Origin of the sequence: Flavobacterium sp. JLP (assembly GCF_015350755.1) — a bacterium.
In the GTDB taxonomy this organism is placed as follows: domain Bacteria; phylum Bacteroidota; class Bacteroidia; order Flavobacteriales; family Flavobacteriaceae; genus Flavobacterium.
The window spans coordinates 855,152-876,688 of record NZ_JADKPS010000001.1 but is presented as its reverse complement, the minus strand read 5'-3'; the positions used below and the strand labels follow the sequence as shown (position 1 = coordinate 876,688).

At 33.0% G+C, this 21,537-nt stretch carries 12 protein-coding genes; 10 read left to right on the top strand and 2 right to left on the bottom strand.

Annotated features, from left to right (window positions below):
• Positions 1-44 precede the first annotated feature (44 nt).
• Positions 45-1,022, bottom strand: coding sequence for a transporter (locus IRZ83_RS03940; protein WP_194566960.1), 978 nt, complete (start codon positions 1,020-1,022; stop codon positions 45-47).
• Positions 1,023-1,146: 124 nt separating this feature from the next.
• On the opposite strand from IRZ83_RS03940, the gene IRZ83_RS03935 reads away from it, so the two are divergent.
• From IRZ83_RS03935 to IRZ83_RS03910, 6 genes are all read left to right on the top strand, one after another.
• The gene (locus IRZ83_RS03935; RefSeq protein WP_029269064.1) at positions 1,147-1,431 is read left to right on the top strand and encodes a DUF4834 family protein; all 285 of its coding nucleotides are present in this window, start codon (positions 1,147-1,149) and stop codon (positions 1,429-1,431) included.
• Between the two features lie 51 nt (positions 1,432-1,482).
• Positions 1,483-3,945: a YfhO family protein gene (locus IRZ83_RS03930; protein ID WP_194566957.1), complete on the top strand. Its 2,463-nt coding sequence runs from the start codon at positions 1,483-1,485 to the stop codon at positions 3,943-3,945.
• Positions 3,946-4,002: 57 nt separating this feature from the next.
• Positions 4,003-5,289 (top strand): glycosyltransferase family 4 protein, encoded by a 1,287-nt coding sequence (locus tag IRZ83_RS03925; RefSeq protein ID WP_029269068.1) that lies wholly within the window; start codon positions 4,003-4,005, stop codon positions 5,287-5,289.
• Between the two features lie 63 nt (positions 5,290-5,352).
• Positions 5,353-6,822, top strand: a complete 1,470-nt coding sequence (locus IRZ83_RS03920) for an oligosaccharide flippase family protein (protein WP_029269070.1) — start codon at positions 5,353-5,355, stop codon at positions 6,820-6,822.
• A gap of 94 nt (positions 6,823-6,916) precedes the next feature.
• Positions 6,917-8,566: a mechanosensitive ion channel family protein gene (locus IRZ83_RS03915; protein WP_194566955.1), complete on the top strand. Its 1,650-nt coding sequence runs from the start codon at positions 6,917-6,919 to the stop codon at positions 8,564-8,566.
• Between the two features lie 284 nt (positions 8,567-8,850).
• Positions 8,851-9,099, top strand: a complete 249-nt coding sequence (locus IRZ83_RS03910) for a hypothetical protein (RefSeq protein WP_228515085.1) — start codon at positions 8,851-8,853, stop codon at positions 9,097-9,099.
• Between the two features lie 92 nt (positions 9,100-9,191).
• Here IRZ83_RS03910 and uvrA read toward each other — a convergent pair whose 3' ends face one another.
• A complete protein-coding gene (uvrA, locus tag IRZ83_RS03905; protein WP_194566954.1) occupies positions 9,192-11,987 on the bottom strand; it encodes an excinuclease ABC subunit UvrA in 2,796 nt (931 codons plus the stop codon).
• Positions 11,988-12,376: 389 nt separating this feature from the next.
• Here uvrA and IRZ83_RS03900 point away from each other — a divergent pair, with 389 nt between their 5' ends.
• The 4 genes from IRZ83_RS03900 (at position 12,377) to IRZ83_RS03885 (ending at position 21,537) form a co-directional block, all read left to right on the top strand.
• A complete protein-coding gene (locus IRZ83_RS03900) occupies positions 12,377-15,178 on the top strand; it encodes a triple tyrosine motif-containing protein (protein WP_317174549.1) in 2,802 nt (933 codons plus the stop codon).
• Positions 15,179-15,419: 241 nt separating this feature from the next.
• Positions 15,420-18,461 (top strand): SusC/RagA family TonB-linked outer membrane protein, encoded by a 3,042-nt coding sequence (locus IRZ83_RS03895; RefSeq protein ID WP_194566953.1) that lies wholly within the window; start codon positions 15,420-15,422, stop codon positions 18,459-18,461.
• A gap of 11 nt (positions 18,462-18,472) precedes the next feature.
• The gene (locus IRZ83_RS03890) at positions 18,473-19,972 is read left to right on the top strand and encodes a RagB/SusD family nutrient uptake outer membrane protein (protein WP_194566952.1); all 1,500 of its coding nucleotides are present in this window, start codon (positions 18,473-18,475) and stop codon (positions 19,970-19,972) included.
• A gap of 11 nt (positions 19,973-19,983) precedes the next feature.
• A complete protein-coding gene (locus IRZ83_RS03885; RefSeq protein ID WP_194566951.1) occupies positions 19,984-21,537 on the top strand; it encodes a hypothetical protein in 1,554 nt (517 codons plus the stop codon).

Here is a 21,537-nt window from a genome sequence, read left to right as displayed (position 1 = left end):
TGGTATTGAAATCTCTAGGTGTAGAGAAGTTTAGTTATTAAATTTTATTCGTATTTAGATTTACGTTTTCTTTCTTGTTCCTGATAATCAGTTTCACGACGTTCCATATCGTTGTCTTTGTTCTTTTTGGCTTTTTCTTCCTTTTTAAATTCCATTTGCTTTTCCTTGTAGCGCCCGTCATAACGCCAAGAAATACCAACTCCTCCGTAAAATATAGAAGGTGTATTTTTAAAATTCGTACTTAAGGAAGCATCAATCTGCATGTCAGGACTTAACAGATAAGCGGCGCCGCCACGAACTATAGCATCGCTATAAAAATCACTTTTATAACCTTGGTTTTCAACAAAACCAGACCATTTGTCATTAAATCCGTGTGTCAAAGTCAGTACGTAGCCATAACTAGGATAATCTGTACTTATATAGTCAGCGATAATATTAGTTACAAAAACCCATTTTCCGCCTCCAAAAAGATTCTGAGTAACCAAAGCTATTTTAGGAGAAATACTCGATTCTGGAGAAAATGAATACGGATTATCAGCACCGACAAAATTAGCTCCTGCAAATATCGAAACTGCTGGAATTAGCGAATGCCAGTCAAATTTATGGTTGGCTTTATAGCTGTAGATGTTTTTGGCTTTTGTGTAATTTTTATAAGGATCATAAATCAAATATTTAGCTCCTAAAACCGTTTGTCTGAAATTGTTTTTTTTATAACTGGTATACGGAGTATCAAAATTTTCCATTTGATATTCAAGATCAAGTATGAATTCTAGTTTTTCAAGAAATGCACCATATCTAAGGGTTAAATCTGTTCCGAAACCGCTTGCATCATAATCAAGCAAATCGTGTTTTTCTTTGATACCGTATACGCCAAATTCAGCCTGAAATACTGATTTTCCAACTGCATATGCAGACATAGTTTCACCAGGACGGTTAGAATTAATTACATCTGTGTATTGTGCGAAAAAAATTTGGGGCGCAAAAAAAAGAGCTGTAATAAATAAGTTTTTAATTTTTAACATAAATGTATTTTTGGATTAAAAAGTTATAACGCATTTCAAATGTACTATATTTTATTATTTATTTAAGATTGATATTTTAATTTTAAACAATGGATTTATTAATTTTGGAAAAAAATTATACATTATGCAAGAAGCATCTTTTACAAATCTATTTAAAACGATAATGTGGATCATTGCGTTTTATTATATTTTTAAATTTTTAGCTAGAATCTTTTTGCCAGTATTGGTAAAAAAAGCAGTTGAAAAAGCAGGGGAGAATTTTCAGAGACAACAACAATATAGTCAGGATAATACATGGCAAAAAACGCGTACTAACAATGATGAAATAATCATTAATACGGCTAATGCCAAAAATCCTCGCGAAACCAAAAAGGTTGGCGATTATGTTGATTACGAAGAAATAGATTAAGTTTGTGTCCTAGATATATAGGATTCATCATTTAACCCAAACCAGCCTAAATTGAAAATAGTAAATAAGTTCTATCCGCATGCCCTTGTTGTACTGGGCTTTATCCTCGTTTCGTTAATTTATTTTTATCCAGTTTTACAAGGAAAACAAATTTTCCAATCGGATATTGCTCAATATACCGGAATGGCAAAAGAGCAAAATGACTTTAGAGTGGCAGAAAATGCTGAACCTTATTGGACAAATTCTGCTTTTGGCGGTATGCCAACCTATCAATTAGGAGCAAATTACCCGAATGATTATATTGGAAAACTAGATGATGCTTTGCGTTTTTTACCTCGCCCGGCTGATTATTTATTTTTATATTTTTTAGGCTTTTACGGTTTATTACTGGTTTTAAAAACAGATCCGCTAAAAGCTTTTATTGGTGCTATTGCATTTGGTTTTTCTACTTATTTAATTATAATTCTTGGAGTTGGCCATAATGCAAAAGCACACGCAATTGCTTATATGCCACTGGTTATTGCCGGTTTTATACTGGTCTTTCAGAAAAAATATGTCTGGGGAGGCTTGCTCACCATGTTTGCGGTTGCTTTAGAAATTAATGCCAACCACTTTCAAATGACCTATTATTTATTGATATTCTTATTGATACTTTCAGGTTATTTTGCTTTTACTTTTATTAAAGAAAAACAATATAAGCCACTTTTAATTTCGATTGGTACTTTAGCTGTAGCCGGAATTTTTGCTATTGGCGCAAATGCGACCAATTTAATGGCAACAAGCGAATACGCTAAATATAGTATTCGTGATAAAAGTGAGTTGACTTTTAATCCTGATGGATCTAAAAATCAAACCACTGCGTCAATGACGACGGATTATATTACTGAATATAGTTATGGAATTGCAGAAAGTTTGAACCTAATTGCGCCAAGAATTTTTGGAGGTTCAAGTCATGAAAATGTTGGTACTGACAGTCGCATGTACTCTTTTATGATCGAACAAGGTGTGCCTTCTGATCAAGCAGCAGACTTTGTTTCAGGAATGCCAACATATTGGGGAGATCAGCCTATAGTTTCGGCTCCCGCTTATATAGGAGTTGTGGTTTTCTTTTTGGCTGTTTTAGCTTTATTTATCGACGAAAGAAAAATAAAATACGTATTTCTTGCAGGAGCATTGTTTACTTTGATGCTTTCTTGGGGGAAAAATTTCTCAACTTTAACAAATTTCTTTATTGAGTATGTTCCGATGTACGATAAGTTTAGAGCAGTTTCATCCATTCAGGTCATTCTTGAATTGTGTATTCCTGTTTTGGCAGTTATGGGCTTACAATCGTTTTTTAAAGCAAAAGACGAACCAAAACTGCAGCAAAAAGCTTTAGTGCAGACAGGTGTTTTTGGACTTGGAGTTTTAGCCATTTTAGTATTTGCGAAAAGCATGTTCCACTTTACAGGAATGAGCGACAGCAGTTATATGCAAATGTATGGACCGGCTTTTGTTGATGCTTTAAAAGAAGACAGAATGAGTTTGTATTCTGCTGATCTGTTGCGCTCAGGGTTTTTTATTGTGGTTACTTTTGGAATTTTATGGCTGTTTATTAAAAACAAATTTTCACAAAATACAACTTTAATTATTGTTGGTATTTTAATGATTTTTGATTTGTTTTTCGTAGACAAAAGATACGTTTCGGCTAAAGATTTTGTGAGTCCGGTGCAAATTGCAGCTCCATTTCAGGAAACGCCAATTGATGCCAAAATTCTCGAAGACAAATCGATTTACCGCGTATTTGATGTACAGGGACAATTGCAAGGCAGATCGTCATACTTTCATAAAACAATTGGAGGATACAGTGCTGTAAGACCAAGAAGAATGCAGCAGTTAATGGATTATCAAATTCAAAAAGGAAATATTGAAGTGCTTAATATGTTAAATGTTAAGTATGTTATTCAAACAGATAAAGAGGGGAAAGAAGTTCCTGTTGCAAATCCTGAAGCCAACGGAAATGCTTGGTTTGTAAGCTCAGTAAAACTGGTAAATAAACCAGACGATGTTATGAAAGCTTTAGATCATTTAGATACTAAAAAAGTAGCCGTATTTAATGTTCGCGAACACGAAGGCAAATTTAAAAGTGCCCGACTAAAAAAACAATGGGATACAACTGGAACTATCAAAGTTGTCGAATACAAACCAAATTATATTAAATACGAATCAGACAATGCAAAAGATGGTTTAGCCGTATTCTCTGAAATCTATTATAAAAATGGCTGGAATGCTTATGTTGATGGTAAATTGACGGATCATTTTCCAGTTGATTATGTTTTAAGAGCAATGGAAGTTCCGGGCGGAAAACATACTATTGAATTTAAATTTGAGCCTCAAGTAATAAAAACTGGAGGAACAATTGCTTTAGCGAGCTCAATAGGAATGCTATTGCTTGTAATTGGTGGAATTTATTTTGAGAGATTCTTTCGCAAAGATTCAGTAAAAAATCACGAAGACACTCAAAATAAAATCTAAAACCTTCGCGAAGTATCGTGAATTTTTTATGAGTCTCTGTGAAACCGAATAAACCTAATGGAACAAAAAAAGCTCTTAATTATAACTTACTATTTTCCGCCAGCCGGAGGTCCAGGTGTACAGCGCTGGTTGAAATTTGTAAAGTATCTGCCTGAATTTAATGTTCAGCCAATTGTTTATGTTCCTGAAAATCCTACTTATCCAATAGTTGATGAAGGTCTAGTTAATGAAATTTCAGATAAAGTCATTGTTCTTAAAAATAAAATTTGGGAGCCATATCAATTAGCTTCAATTTTTTCAAAAAATAAAACGAAGAAAATCAGTTCTGGAATTTTTCCACAAAAGAAAAAACAGACGTTTTTAGATAAAACATTTCTTTGGGTTCGGGGAAATCTTTTTATTCCAGATGCGCGTGTTTTTTGGGTAAAACCTTCTGTAGCTTATCTTGAAAAATACATTAGAGAAAACAATATAGATACGATTGTCACCTCTGGACCGCCACACAGTCTGCATTTGATTGGTTTAGAATTAAAAGAAAAATTAAATGTAAAATGGTTTGCGGATTTTCGTGATCCGTGGACAACGATTGGTTATCATAAAGCATTGCGCTTGTCATCTTACGCTGCTAAAAAACATAAAAATTTAGAACGTAAGGTTTTAAATACTGCCGACACTATTATTGTGACCAGCAAAACTACGAAGACCGAATTTCAGGCTATTACTGATAAACCAATTTCGGTTATTACAAACGGTTACGATATCGAAAATGTCGAAAAACAAACTTTAGATGCCAAATTTACTTTAGCGCATATCGGGTCTTTTTTATCGGATAGAAATCCTAAGTTTTTATGGGAATGTTTAGTCGAATTACTTCAAGAGATCCCAGATTTTAAATCGCACTTAGAAATTAAATTAATTGGAGCTGTCAGTCAGGAAGTTTTAGATTGTATTACTGAATTTAATCTTAATGCGTATTTGAATCTTCTTGGATATGTTTCGCATCATGAAGCAATCGCTCATCAAAAAAAGTCTCAGGTTTTGCTTCTAATCGAAATTAATTCTGAAGATACCAAAAGTATTATTCCAGGAAAATTGTTCGAATATATGGTCTCAAATCGCCCGATAATTGCAATTGGTCCTAATGGTTCTGATTTTGCCGATATAATAAAAGAAACCAATACTGGAGTATTTTTTGATTATTCTGAAAAAGCGAAATTAAAAAGTGTAATTTTGGACTTTTATAATCAATTTTTGGAAGGAAAATTACAAGCTAATGGCGTTGGTTTACAGCAATATTCAAGAAAAAACCTGACCAAACAATTAGCACAGTTGATTGAGGACTAATTAATCTAAAATCTGATCCCGTCCCGAAGTTTCTGGATCGGGACTACAATCTAAAATTTACAAATGGGTATTGTTTTAAACCAGTCTTTTAAAAATACAATTATTACTTACATAGGTTTCGGTATTGGAGCCATCAATACGCTTTATTTGTATCCTGTTTTTCTTGGTGCAACTTATTATGCTTTAACGAATTATATTCTTTCTGCAGCAAATGTTATTATGCCTCTATTTGCAATCGGGATGCAAAATACATTAGTTAAATTTTATTCTCAATATAAAACAGAACAAGAACGCGAACAGTTTTTGTCGTTTACAGCCTTATTTCCTGTTTTGATGTGTATTCCTTTAGGGATAATCGGTATCTTTTTTTACGATGATATAACTGATTTTGTATCTAAAGAAAATCCTGTAGTCAGAGAGTTTATGCTTCTAATTCCATTTATTGGAATTTGTATGGCGTATTTTGAAATTTTTTATGCCTGGGCGAGAGTGCATATGCATTCTGTTTTTGGAAATTTTATTAAAGAAGTCGGACTTAGATTATTTTCAACCATCGCCTTAATTGGTCTTTACTTTAAGTGGATCAGTTTAGTAGAATTTGTATACGTTACAGCGGTAATTTATTTTGTAGCCTTTTTAATAACCATGTTTTATGCTTTTTACATTAAAAGGCCAAACTTTCAGATTTCAATTCCAGAGAATGTAAAAGCTGTAATGGAATATACTTTTTTCATTATCCTGTCAGGAAGTGTAGCAAACTTGCTTTTAGACGGCGATAAATTGATGCTGAACCAATACATGAAAATTGAAAATATCGCCTATTATTCTGTTGCTACATATATTGCTTTGGTAATTTCAGTTCCAAGCCGTGCAATGCATCAAATTGTGTATCCAATTACAGCAAAATTAATGCATGAAAATAAGCATGATGAGCTAAATCAGCTTTACAAGAAAACATCAATCAACTTGCAAATGGTGGGAGGGTTTGTAATGCTGTGCATTTTTGTAAATATCAATCAATTATATGAATTGGTTCCGAAAGAATATAGCGGTGGAATTGCGGTTGTATTTATGATCGGATTATCTAAATATTTCGATTTGATTTTAGGGAACAACAACGCTATTATTTTTAATACAAAATACTACCGAATGGTATTGTATTTAGGACTTTTATTAGTGTTTTTGACCATTGTACTGAACATGATTTTTATTCCGATCTTTGGTATTTTCGGATCTGCATTTGCGACATTATTGTCTATTACCTTATACAGTTTGGCAAAGCTTCTTTTTGTTGTTAAAAAACTTCATTTATACCCTTTTACAAAAGAAACTATCTATTCAATACTGTTGACGTTCGCTTTATTTTTAGTGTTTTATTTCTGGGAGTTTCCTTTTTACCAATTGATCAGTATTGCATTAAAATCGGTTTTAGTAACAATTTTGTATGTGTATCTAAACTACAAGTTTAATATATCCCCGGATATTAATAAGGTTATAGATACTCTTTTTAGAAAAGTGGGAATCAAAATTTAATATGACTTATTGAGATTTAAAAAGTAATTTAAAATCGAATCTATTTTGTTTTTATATTTGTTAGAAAGGATAACTAATTTATTTCTAGTAGAATATGAAAAAGAAATTCATTTGTTTTTTAGTGTTTTTAGTTGTTTTGCTTTCTTCGTCTTTATTTGCCCAAAAAGAAAATCTAAAAACTTCACAAATTGCTGTAAAGCCAAAATTAAAAGGATATCCGGTCAGTCCTTTTAAGGATACTCTTTTTTATGTCTACAATAAAGTAGGTTCGTTTTCTGCAGAAAATAGGGCAAAGGCAATTACAGCAAAAATACATTCTCTCTATGAAGACGATCTCTTTAAAGTTGATTCTTTAAAAATTATTCCTTCTGATATAAGCCAAGATATTGTTTATAAAGGGGATTTAATTTTAATGTCAATTTTAGATGCTGATGCCAAATCTGAAAATAAAACAGTTTCAGATATAGCAAAACGAAATTTTAACGCTATAAAAAAAGCAGTTGTTTATCAGAATGAAAACTATTCCTTATTGCCAAAAAGACTCGGATATACGGCTTTATTAATCTTAATTCTTACCATAGTTTTATTGCTTGCCTCGAAAGTGTTTAATTTTATAAAATCTTATTTTTCTAAAAGAAGAGAAAAATATTTTAAAGGATTTACATATAACAATATAAATGTACTTACGCCTGATAGACAAGAGTTTGTTGCATTGCGCACTATTGGCATTATAAAAATAATTTCATTGTTTATATTGGCTTATTTGGCTCTTCCTTTATTGTTTAATATTTTCCCCGCAACTCAGGCTTACACTACTACAATACTAAAATGGACGCTGACTCCTATAAAAGCTGCTGTAATGGGATTTGTAGACTTTCTGCCAAATCTATTTACGATCATTGTAATTATTTTGATTTTTAGATATACACTCAAAATGATTAAATTTTTTGTAGACGAAATCAATAAAGAAAATATAAAAGTTGATGGATTTTATAGCGATTGGGCAAAACCCACGTTCAATATTATTAGGCTTCTTGCTTATGCTTTTATGCTTGTTATTATTTTTCCGTATCTGCCCGGTTCTGATTCTGATATATTTAAGGGAGTTTCCGTCTTTGTTGGTATTTTGTTTTCATTAGGTTCATCAAATGCTATTGCAAATATGGTTGCCGGTTTGGTAATTACCTATATGCGTCCCTTTAAAATTGGCGACTTTATTAAAATTGGCGATGTCAGCGGAGAAGTAATCGAAAAAACAGCTCTGGTTACCCGAATAAGAACGCCAAAATTTGAAGATATTACCATTCCAAATGCGACAGTTTTATCCAGTACTTCTACTAATTTTTCTTCGAATACAAAAAATTCAACTGACGGTTTATTAATTCATACAACAGTTACAATTGGATATGATGTTCCTTGGAAAGACATTCATAAAGCTTTGATTAAAGCAGCTCTAAAAACTGATTTAATTGAAAAGACACCAATTCCTTTTGTACTTCAAACCAGTTTAGATGATTTTTATGTATCGTACCAAATTAATGTTTATACGAAAGAACCTACAAGACAGCCTCGAATTTATTCTTCCCTTCACCAAAACATTCAAGATTCGTTTAACGAAGCCGGAATTGAAATTATGTCACCACACTATAACGCACTGAGAGACGGCAATACAACAACAATTCCAGCAGATTATCTAAATAAGGACTACGAATCACCATCTTTTAATGTTGCTAATAAAAGTTAATTTATTAATATTTAGTTGTTAACTTTTAAATTTTAACAGTATAATACTTTGTTATTAATTTTATAAAAACTAATTTTAGCTAAGAATTCAGCAGCACTTTGCTTTATATCATAAAAAATATAATATAAAAGACAATAAAAACAGTTGCCGAATTGTTATTTAGATTAAAATACTTTCAGTTTGGATACTGAAAAGTATTAGTAGTATTTAGATTAACTTTTTAATGGAGGATTATGAAGAGCAATCAATTGAGTCAAGAACAGAGCGTTCAAGTATTTTCTAGTATGATATCAAGCAAGGTTCATAACGGATTTACATTAGAAGAAAGAAATGATGAATTCCTTTTTGCTGTCCTTTCTAAAGGTGGAAAAGTAGTGAATCATGGCTTAAATTTTATCATTTTTTGCTTGACCTTAGGATTGTGGTCATTTGCATGGCTTTATCTTACTTTAGAGGCGTCAAAGCAAAAAAAAGTATTAGTTGCCATCGACGAAGATGGTTTCCCTTTTGAAGAAAGATGTCTAGTTGCCTAGAGTCAGAATCAAATCAAACCAAATGAAAAAAAGAAACAGCCATAAATTACTTTTAAGATAAAGTAATTTATGGCTGCTTTATTTAAAAAAAATTACAATTTATCTTTTAGGTAAACTCCCGTAACTGATTTTTTTACTTTTACAATATCTTCCGGAGTTCCCTCTGCTAATAAATGCCCGCCATTTTCACCTCCTTCAGGGCCAAGATCAATAATCCAGTCAGCACATTTTATCAAATCGAGGTTATGTTCTATTACAATTATTGAATGACCTTTTTCGATTAAGGCATCAAACGAAGCTAATAGTTTTTTGATGTCATGAAAATGAAGACCAGTTGTTGGTTCATCAAAAACAAATAATGCTTTATCTTTTGTGGCACCTTTTACTAAAAATGAAGCAAGTTTAATACGCTGTGCCTCACCGCCGGAAAGAGTAGAAGAAGATTGTCCTAACTGAACATATCCTAAACCAACATCCTGCAAAGGCTGTAACTTTTGCGTTATCTTGCTCTGTTTGTTTTTTTCGAAAAAGGCAATCGCATCATCAATAGTCATTGTCAGAATATCGTTGATGTTTTTATCATCAAAATTAATTTCTAGAATTTCTTTTTTAAAGCGTTTTCCTCCACAAGTTTCGCACGGCAACGAAACATCAGCCATAAATACCATCTCAACGTTTATAGAGCCTTCTCCTTTACAAGTTTCACATCGGCCTCCATCTACGTTAAATGAAAAATGTTTTGCCTGATATCCTCTTATTTTCGATAATTTTTCTTTTGCATACAATTCACGAATATCATCATACGCTTTAATATAGGTTACCGGATTCGATCGAGAACTTCTCCCGATAGGATTTTGATCTACATATTCTATATGTTTGATCTGCGAAAAAGAACCTTTTATTTCACTAAATTGTCCTGCTTTTTCAGAAGCATTTTCCAACTTCTTTTGCATCGCAGGAAATAAAATCTTCTTTATCAGGGTACTTTTTCCACTTCCTGAAACACCTGTAATAACCGTAAGAACATCTAGCGGAAAAGTAACATCTATATTTTTTAAGTTATTTTCTCTTGCGCCAATAATATCAATATGATTTTTAAATTTTCGTCTTTTCTTCGGAACTGAAATTTCTAAATCTCCGTTTAAATATTTAGCCGTAAGCGATTCAGATTTTAAGATTTCATCGTATGTTCCCTGAGCGACTAAATTTCCTCCGAAAGTTCCTGCTTCTGGACCAATATCAATAATCATATCCGCCGCTTTCATGATGTCTTCGTCGTGTTCAACTACAATAACGGTATTTCCTAAGTCACGAAGCGAAAGCAAAACTTTGATCAATCTTTCAGAATCTTTTGGGTGCAAACCAATACTTGGCTCATCTAAAATGTACATTGAACCAACTAAACTGCTTCCTAACGAAGTAGCCAGATTAATACGCTGTGATTCTCCACCAGAAAGTGTTGCCGAATTTCTGTTTAAAGTCAGATAATCTAAGCCAACTTCTGTCAAAAAGGATAAACGATTGTTGATTTCGACCATTAATCGTTTTGCAATTTGCTGTTCGTAAACATTCAATTCGATATTTTTGAAAAAAGTTACCAAATGTTTAATTGGCAAATCAACTAAATCTGAGACCGTTTTGCCATTTATTTTTACATAAGAAGCCTCTTCACGCAAACGTTTCCCGCGACATGCATAACATTTTGTTTTGCCTCTGTAGCGTGATAACATTACACGATTTTGAATCTTATAATTTTTTTCTTCTAATTCCTTAAAGAAGCCATTTAAACCTTGAAAATATTTGTTTCCTTTCCAAATTAAATCCTTTTGATCTTCTGAAAGTTCAAAATAAGGTTTATGAATTGGGAAATCAAATTTATAAGCGTGTTTAACCAATTCATCTTTGTACCAGCTCATGCTGTCTCCTCGCCAGGGATAAATCGCACTTTCAAAAACAGATAAAGAAGTATTTGGAACTACTAAATCTGCGTCAATGCCAATAATATTTCCGTATCCTTCGCAAACCGGACAAGCACCGTATGGATTATTAAAACTGAACAAATGAACATTTGGTTCTAGAAAAGTAATGCCGTCTAATTCAAAATTATTCGAATAGGTGAATCTTTTATTTGAACCTAATTCCTGCAGATAACAGATTCCTTTTCCTTCAAAAAAAGCAGTTTGTACCGCATCTGCCAGACGGTTGTAGAATTCTTCTTCATCTTTAACTACAATTCTGTCAATGATCAGGAGAATGTCTTTATTGTCTAATTTATGAAGATCCGTCGGTGTAAATTCATCTAAACGAACCATTTCGTTATCGACTAAAATACGGGCAAAACCTTGCTGTAGAAGTACTTTTAGTTTGTCTTCTAATTGCCTTCCTTCTTCTAAATGAATAGGAGAGAGCAATAACCATTTGCTGTCTAATTCTAATGATTTTACATCAGCAACAACATCGGTCACTGTATTTTTTTTGACTTCCTGCCCTGAAATAGGCGAATATGTGCGCCCAATTCTGGCAAACAAAAGTTTTATATAATCGTAGATTTCAGTTGAAGTACCAACGGTTGAACGCGCATTAGTTGTATTAACCTTTTGTTCGATCGCAATCGCAGGCGCAATACCTTTTATGTATTCGACTTTTGGTTTGTCTAATCGCCCCAAAAACTGCCGTGCGTATGATGATAAACTTTCAACATAGCGGCGCTGTCCTTCGGCGTATAAAGTGTCAAATGCCAAACTGGATTTACCTGATCCTGAAAGACCTGTAATGACAACAAGTTTATTTCGCGGAATAGCAACATCTACATTTTTTAAATTATGTACTTGTGCTCCTTTAATTATAATATTATGTTTTGGGTCGAGTGTAGAAAGATCAATCTGCATACAAAAAGTCAATTTTTACAAAAGTAATCAATTTTGAATTGAATTTTGTTAAGGACATTGTTCCAAATTTTAACTAAATCATTTAGTGTCATTCATTATAAGTTAAATTAAACAGATGGAAATCAATAATTTGTTTCTCGCAGTTTCTGCACATTTGGGCAGATTTAAATTTAATATAATAATCTGCGTTCATCAGCTTAATCTTTTTAAATCTGTATATAAAAACTTTAAGAGTCACCGTTCATTTTAATTAAAAGGAACGCATTTTTCCCAATATCTAATTTATGTTTCTATGTGTTAAAATATATTTTATGTTCAATGAATTGTTTTACTATAAAATATCCTATTTTAGAACTGCTTTAATACTATTTTAATATTCTGACCAAATTTTGAAAACTAAACTTTCTACTTTATTTCTTTTAATGAGCTTTATCCTGTTTTCGCAGGAGTTCCCGCCAATTATTAAATACTCTTCTTCAGTTTATGGCGCTGGAAATCAGAGTTGGATGATCTCACAAGACGATCAGAATTACTTATATTTTGCTAATAATGAAGGACTTTTAGAATTTAACGGAACAAATTGGCAATTATATCCAGCACCCAATGAAACAATTATTCGCTCTGTAAAAGTAATTGGAAATAAAATCTACACAGGCTGTTATATGGATTTCGGTTATTGGACGAGACAGCGCAACGGTAAATTAAAATATACTTCGCTCAGTAATACCATTAAGGACAAAATTTTAGATGATGAGCAATTTTGGAATATCCTGAAATACGATCAATGGATTTTGTTTCAATCCTTAAACCGAATTTATATTTACGACACTAAAACTGGAAAATTTAAAATAATTGCACCTAAAAATGGCGTCATCAAATCTTTTTCTGCTAAAAACGCTATTTATTTTCAGACTATAAAAGATGGGCTTTTTGAAATTGAAAGCGGTAAATCAAAATTAGTTTCAGATAATCCGATTCTGAAAAAGTTTACGATTGTGAATGTTTTTACTACAGATGATGGTTTGCTTATTCAAACACAATTAGACGGAATTTATAAATTGACTGGGAATACATTAACGCGTTTTTCTACCGATGTTGATGCAGAATTAAAATCGAGTTTTGTGTATAGTAGTCAATTATTGCAGGATGGAAGTTTTGCATTGGGAACAGTTTCTAACGGAATTTTTATTTTATCAAATACAGGAAAGCTAAAATATCATATTTCGCAAAGTAAAGGTTTGAGCAATAATACGGCATTATCGCTTTTTGAGGATAAAGATCAGAATTTATGGGCTGGTCTTGATAACGGTATAAATTGCATCAACATTCAGTCTCCTGTTCATAGTTTTACAGATGATTCTGGCGTTTTAGGAACGGTGTATGCTTCTGCAAGTTTTAACGGTTTGCTTTACGTGGGTACAAATCAAGGTTTGTTTTGTAAAAATATGCAAAGCAATTCAGAATTTAAATTCATAAACGGAACGAAAGGGCAGGTTTGGTCACTTTTTGTATACGACAATACGCTTTTTTGCGGCCATGATTCGGGGACTTTTATAATTTCTAATGATTCGGCTAAAAATATATTTTCATCTTCAGGAACTTGGAAGTTTGAAGTTGTTCCGAATACTAAAAACCAATTGCTTCAAGGAAATTATTATGGAATTTCGGTTTTAGAAAAAGTAAATAATCAATGGGTTTTTAGAAATAAAATCGAAGGCTTTGATTATTCGTCACGTTATTTTGAAATCACAAATAATTTTGAGCTGTATGTAAGTCACGAGTATAAAGGTATTTTTCGATTAAAGTTAGACAAATCTTTGTTGAAAACTAAAGGGTTTTATACTTACAAATCGCCTCAAAAAGGAAAAAACGCAAGTTTAACAAAATTCAATAATGCTATTTACTATGCATTTAAAGGAGGTATTTTTAAATTAAATTCAAAAAATAAACTTTTTGAAAAAGATAATCTATTAAGTTCTATTTTCGAAAAAGACGAATACACATCTGGAAAATTGATCGTCGATAATTCGAATAAAATTTGGCTTTTTTCTAAAAATTACATTCATTATTTCTCTGCGAGCAAACTCAGTAATCAATTAAAACAAAACGTGATTCCGATTCCGTCTTCGTTAACCAACTCAATGCTCGGTTTTGAAAATATTACGCAAATTTCAAAGTCTACTTATTTAATTGGTACAACAGACGGTTATTATACTTTAAATATTGAGGATTTAAGCTTTAAAAATTATACTGTATTTATTACTGATATTACAATCAACAAACAAAATGAAACCCTCAAAAATGTAGCTCTTGGAAATGAAGGAAGCTTTAGTTCGAATGAAAATAATATCACTTTAAATTATACGGTTCCAGAATATAATAAATACATCAATTCTGAATATCAATATTTGTTAGAAGGATTTCAGAATGACTGGAGTGAGTGGAGCACAAAAGCGACAGTTAACTTTAAAAATTTATCTCCAGGAAAATATACTTTTAAAGTAAGAGCTAAATATGCCAATACAATTCTTGAAAATACAGCTGCGTATACTTTTGTAGTTTTAAAGCCTTGGTATTTGACCAATTTAGCTTGTTTTATTTATTTTATGCTAATTGTTATAATGGCCTATTTTATAAACAAAGCCTATAGAAATTATTATCATAAGCAAAAAGAGAAATTAATTGAAGAGAACAACCTTCTTTTAGAAATTAAAGAACTCGAAAATGAACAGCAATTAATGAAATTGAGAAACGAACAGCTTTCGCAGGATGTAGATACCAAAAATCGAGAACTCGCCGTTTCTACAATGAGTTTGAACAGCAAAAATGAACTTCTGGCTTTTATTAAAGAAGATTTAAAGAAAACGACTCAAAACGACAGCAGTAATATTAAATCAGTGATTAGTACAATCAATAAGAATATTACAGAAGAAGATTCGTGGAATGTATTTAAAGAAGCGTTTGATAACGCTGATAAAGATTTCTTGAAAAGAATTAAACAGCTTCATCCGTTATTGACGCCAAATGATCTTCGTCTCTGTGCTTACCTGCGATTAAATCTTTCTTCAAAAGAAATTGCGCCTTTATTTAATATTTCAGTGCGAAGTGTTGAAATAAAAAGATATCGTTTGCGTAAAAAAATGGATTTACAGCACGAAATCGGTTTAGTTGAATATATTCTCGCTGTATAGGAATCAAAAAATCAGCTCGAAAAAACTATACATTACCTCAACATTTAGAAATTGCACTGTTTTTATACTGCTTTTTTGAATACATTCTCAATTCTTAAAATATAGTTAAATAAGGATGTTTTTTGTGATATATTCAATTTAGAGATATTTTTTTTGTCATGTATGTTTTTTGTTGAGGTTAAATTTATGGTATTCCTAAGCTTATCAGATAATTTTATCTTTCAATAAAAACTAACTAATTATGAAATCTAAATTATTACTAATTGTACTAATGCTGTTTACATCTTTTGCGTTTTCGCAGAATTTTGATGTTAACGGAACGGTACTTGAAGCCTCTACAGGACTCTCATTGCCTGGAGTAAATGTAAAAGTTAAAAATTCGTCGCAAGGCACATCTACAGATTTTGACGGATCGTTTAAATTATTAGGAATCCCAAAAGGAACGACACTTGTTTTCAGTTTCATTGGTTTTAAGACACAGGAAGTTGTGGTCTCAGGAACAAAAATAACAGTAAGACTCGGTGATGATGCTAAATCATTAGACGAGGTTGTGGTTATTGGTTACGGTACTCAAAAGAAAAGAGAAGTAACCGGAGCTGTTTCTACACTTGACAGCAAAACTCTCGACATCTTGAAACCAGCAAGAATAGAGCAGGCGCTGCAAGGAACAATGTCTGGAGTTAATGTTACTACACAATCTGGAGCGCCTGGCGCACCTTTAGATATACGTATTCGTGGGATAGCCACAAATGGTGAAAATAGGCCAACTACCATTATTGATGGATATGTCGGAGATTTAAATTTAATTAATCCGAGTGATATTGAAACCTTAACTGTTCTAAAAGATGCTCAAGCAGCAATTTACGGAACAATTGGAGCAAACGGAATCATTTTAGTAACCACTAAAACAGGAAAGAAAAACTCTAAAACAAAATTCTCTTTTAATACTTATACAGGTTTTCAGGAAACATCTAGAACTTTACCAACTCTAAATGCTACAGAATATGCTTTATTATTAAATGAAAGTTATGCAAACGGCGGCAAAGCACTTCCTTATCCAAATGTTTCAGGTTTAGGAAAAGGAACCAATTGGCAGGATGAAGTTTTTGGTACAGGTGTTCCGATTATTAATTATGATTTATCCGTTTCTGGAGGTTCAGACAAAGTTACTTATGCTATCAGTGGTTCACACTTAGATCAAGAAGGTATTGTAGGTGGCGATAAATCTGGCTTTTTAAGAAATACCGCAAGGATTAGTCTTGGAGCTGATTTAACAGATAAATTAAAACTTAAGACAAATGTCATTTATACGTATTTTACAAGAAATACGTTAAACGAAAACGGACTAGGATCTGTTTTATTTAACGCATTGAATGTACCCTCAACTTTGAGTCCTTACGATCAAAATGGTAATTTTACTTTAGTGCCAAGCACAACAGGTTTAGGAACAGAAATCATTAATCCGTTAGCTCAGATTGCTAATACTTATAACGATTACAATTACAAAAAAATCAACGGAAATTTTGGTTTAGATTACAAACTCTTTAAAGGATTTGTACTTTCTAGTGCAATTGGTTTTAATACTTCGAACAGCGAATCTAAAACATTTGCACAGCAAATAAGCTATGGTGGAAAAGTTTTTGATGTTCAAAGAAGTTCTGTAACACAGGGAGCTGTAAATGATAATAATTATTCATTTGACCTTTTTGGAACTTATACCGCAAAAATTGCCGAAAACCATAATATTGTAGGAACACTTGGAACTACTATTTTTAAAGAATGGGGCAATGGACTTTTTGCAACCGGTTATGATGTTCCAAATAATTCTTGGCAATTTGCAGATATTTCATTAACAAAAGGAATATCCGAAGCTTTAAGTAATAGCGCTTATGTTTACGATCAAAGGAGGCTTTCTTATTTTGGAAGACTGCAATATGATTATAAAGGAAAGTATTTATTATCAGCTATGATTCGCCGTGATTCTTCTACTAAATTCGGTCCTGGAAACAAAGTGGGTTATTTTCCTTCTTTCACAGGAGGCTGGGTAGTTTCAGATGAAGGTTTCTTTGGAGAATCAAAAACAATCAACTTTTTAAAATTAAGAGCCAGCTACGGAACTTTAGGAAATGACCAAATTCCGAATTACGGTTATCTGGGACTTTTAACCGGAGAAGCAACTTATGTTTTTGACGGTACTTTAGTAAACGGAACTGCAACTGGACAAGTGCCAAATCCGGATTTAAAATGGGAAGAAGCAAAGAAATTTGATGTTGGTTTAGACTTAAGACTTTTTAATGATAAAGTTTCTATCGTTACAGATTATTTTATTGATACAAGAAGCGATTTATTAATTCAGAATATTCCGGTATCAGGAATTAATGGAACAGGTGCACCGGGTGCAAGTTCTCCAACTTTAAATGCAGGAAGCGTTCGAAATTCAGGTGTTGAATTTGCGATTGATTACAAAGAAAGATTCTCAGATAATTTTACAATGAGTGTAGGATACAATGTTACTTTCCTTAAAAATGAAGTTTTAGAAGTAAACAACGGAACAGGATTTATAGAAAGCGGTGCTTTTGGAGTAGGACAGCCAGCTCCGGCACGTATGGAAATAGGAAAACCAATGGGATATTTTTACGGATATAAAACCGATGGAATTTTTCAGAATCAAACCGAAGTCGATGCACACCCTTCTCAAATTGCTTTAGGAGCAAATGCTGCACCAGGCGATATTCGTTATGTCGATAATAATGGTGACGGTGTTTTAGATGCAAAAGACAGAACCAATATTGGAGATCCAATTCCAAATGCAACAATGGGTTTCAATATGCAGCTAAATTATAAAAATTTAGATTTTGCTGTTTACACATTTGCTTCAGTTGGCAATGATATGGTACGCAACTACGAAAGAACATTATCTGACGCCAATCGTTTAAATTATGTTTTAGACAGATGGACAGGAGAAGGATCAACTAATACAACTCCTAGAGTAACAACTGGCGCTACAGCAAATAATGTTTTCTCTGATTATTTTGTCGAAGATGCTTCTTACTTCAGAATTCAAAATATTCAATTAGGGTATAGTTTGAATTCTCAAGTTGCTCAAAAAGCCGGTATGACAAAAGTTCGCTTTTATACAGGTGTAAACAATCTTTACACTTTTACAAAATATAAAGGTTTTGATCCAGGCGCTTCAAACGGTAACCCAATTGGAGGCGGAATCGATTATGGGTTTTATCCTGTTCCAAGAACTTATTTATTGGGCTTAAACATTAATTTTTAATTTCAATTAAAATGAAAAAATATTTATTTACAACCATTATAACAATCATTTTGTTCTCGACAATAAGTATTTCTTGTTCAGATGATTTTGTAGATCCTACACCAGAATATTCGATAGATTCTGAAAATTATTTCAATTCAAAAGCCGATTATGATCAGGCATTAATTGCTGCTTACGATTTGCTTCAATCTTCTTACGTAAATGTTTTGCTGGGCGAAATTGCATCAGACAATACATTGGCAGGAGGAGAAAGTCCAACAGATGTTATTGGTTTTCAGCAAATAGACGACATGATTCACACTCCTGTAAACAGCAATTTAAGAGATATCTGGAATTGGATGTTTGCAGGCGTTCAAAGAGCTAATTATATTCTTGAGTTTAAAGATAAAACCGATTTTGAGGGAAAAAACCAGCTAATTGCAGAAACACGTTTTCTGAGAGCATATTACCAGTTTGAGTTAGTGAAATGGTTTGGTGGAATCCCGATGAAAGGAGATGCTAGATTTAAAATTGGAGATGAAAAAACGATAGCACGTTCTTCAGTCGCAGAAGTGTATGCTTCTATTGAAGCTGATTTAATTTTTGCTGCAGCTAATTTATCTCCAACAGCATCTCAAAAAGGAAGAGCAACTAAAGGTGCAGCTTTGGCTTTATTAGGAAAAGCTTATTTGTATCAAAATAAATTTACGCAGGCTGCAACTGCTCTAGACGGTGTAATTACTTCTGGTAAATATTCGCTTCAGGCAGATTATAACGCCATGTTTGAGTTAGATGGAGAAAACGGTCCCGAATCTGTTTTTGAAGTACAGTATACAGATGTAGAAGGAGCTGGTTTTGGATGTCTTCAATGTTCTGAAGGGAACGTTGCAGTTGGTTTTAGCGGTATAAGAAATTATTCAGGTCCGTTATTTTCTTCTGGATTTAGTTTTAATATTCCAACTCAGGAAGGTGTAAATGCATTTGAAGTAGGAGACAAGCGTAAAGATGTTGCTATATTAGATATTGCAGCTTGGGCGACAGCCAATTCTTCATTTGATGGAGGAAAAGGCGTGAGCTACGGAAAAGGAAATGAAGACACTGGTTTCTTCAATAGAAAATACCTTCCTAGAAAAAGAAGTGCAAGTGCAGCTGGAGATTTAAACTTAACAAATCCAAACAATTACAGAGCAATTCGTTATGCTGATGTCTTACTTATGGCAGCAGAAGCTTACAATCGTGGAGCAATAGACGATGCAAAAGCTAAAACCTATTTAAATGCAGTCAGAAGACGTGCTTTTGGCGACAATAACCATGATATTTCAGCTTCTGGAGCAGCATTGACTGATTTTATTTGGGCAGAAAGAAGAGTAGAACTTTTTGGAGAAGGACACCGTTTCTTTGATTTAGTAAGAACTGGAAAAGCAGTTGGAAAAATAGCGGGTTTTACAGCTAATAAAAACGAATTATTTCCGCTTCCAATTGAAGAAATTCAATTCGCAAACGGAAACTGGCAACAAAACCCTGGATATTAAAAAACACTATTATGAAAAAAATACATTTTATTATAAGTCTTTTCGTCTTGATACTCTTTTTAGGTTGTGCAAGCGAAGAAAGCGGCAATATAGATTTAGGCGGTGTAAGTGCACCGGCCAACGTATCTGCTTTGACAACGATAACACAAGATAATTCAGGTAAGGTTACTTTTTTACCTAAAGGCGAAGGCGTTACGCAATACAAAATAAATTACGGAGACGGATCTCCAGAATCAGATTATTTTTCACCAGGCGGCACTACGACACACACTTATAAAGAAGGTGTTTACAAGTCTAAAATTATCGCGATGGGAATTAACGGAAAAACAACTGAAACAACTCAGGATGTAATGGTTTCGTTTTTAGCACCAACAAATCTGCAGGCAACATTAGCACATGTTTTGGGTGATAATTTTTCAGCGACCGTTACTGCGAAAGCAAATTTTGAAACGTATTTTCAGGTTTTCTTTGGAGAAACTGCCAATGAAACTCCAGTTAATTTTATGGAGGGTGAAACGATAAAACATACGTATGCAAACGTGGGAACTTATAAAGTAAAAGTTATTGCTTTGAGTGGCGGCGCAGCTAAAACAACTTATGAAGAATCTATTACGATCTCTAATCCTGTATTATTGCCAGTAGATTTTGAGTCTCCTACACTTAATTATGCTTTTACCAATTTTGGCGGAGCTAATACAGTTGTAGCAAATAATCCGAGTGTTGGAGAAAATAATCCGAGCGCAAAAGTGGCTAAATTAACTAAAAATGCTGGTTCTGAAGTTTGGGCTGGATCATTTATAGAATTGGGAGTTCCGATTGATTTTTCAACTTTGAAAAAAATCAAAATCAAAACTTGGTCACCAAAAGCGGGAATTGTTGTAAAAATGAAATTAGAGAACTTAACAAATCCAGACATTAATACAGAAGTAGATGTAACTAATACAGTTGCAAACGGCTGGGAAGATTTGACTTTTGATTTCTCTGCAGTAGATAATGCGAAAAATTACCAAAGATTAGTGGTTTTCTTTGATTTTGGAACGAATGGAACTGGAGCTGATTATTATTTTGATGATATTCAATTGACTTCTGGTGTAGAAACGGTAAAATTACCATTGACTTTTGAATCCTCTACTTTGGTATATAAGTTTACAAGTTTTGGAGGAGCAAATTCTGTATTAGCTGATAATCCAGATAAAACAGGAATTAATACTTCAGCAAAAGTAGGTGCCTTAACAAAAGGAAATGGTTCTGAAGTTTGGGCTGGATCTTTTATTGAATTGGCAGCGCCGCTTAATTTTTCTTCTTTCAAAAAATTAAAATTAAAAGTGTGGTCGCCTCAGGCCGGAATTGTAGTCAAGTTAAAACTTGAAAATTTTGCAGACAGTTCTATTAATAAAGAAGTAGATGCCACCTCGACAGTTGCAAATGGCTGGGAAGAGCTCACATTTGATTTTGATGGAGCCACAACGGCCAATCAGTTTCAGAGAGTAGTTGTGTTTTTTGACTTTGGAGTTAACGGCACAGGGAAAACCTACTATTTTGATGACATTAAACAATCCAACTAA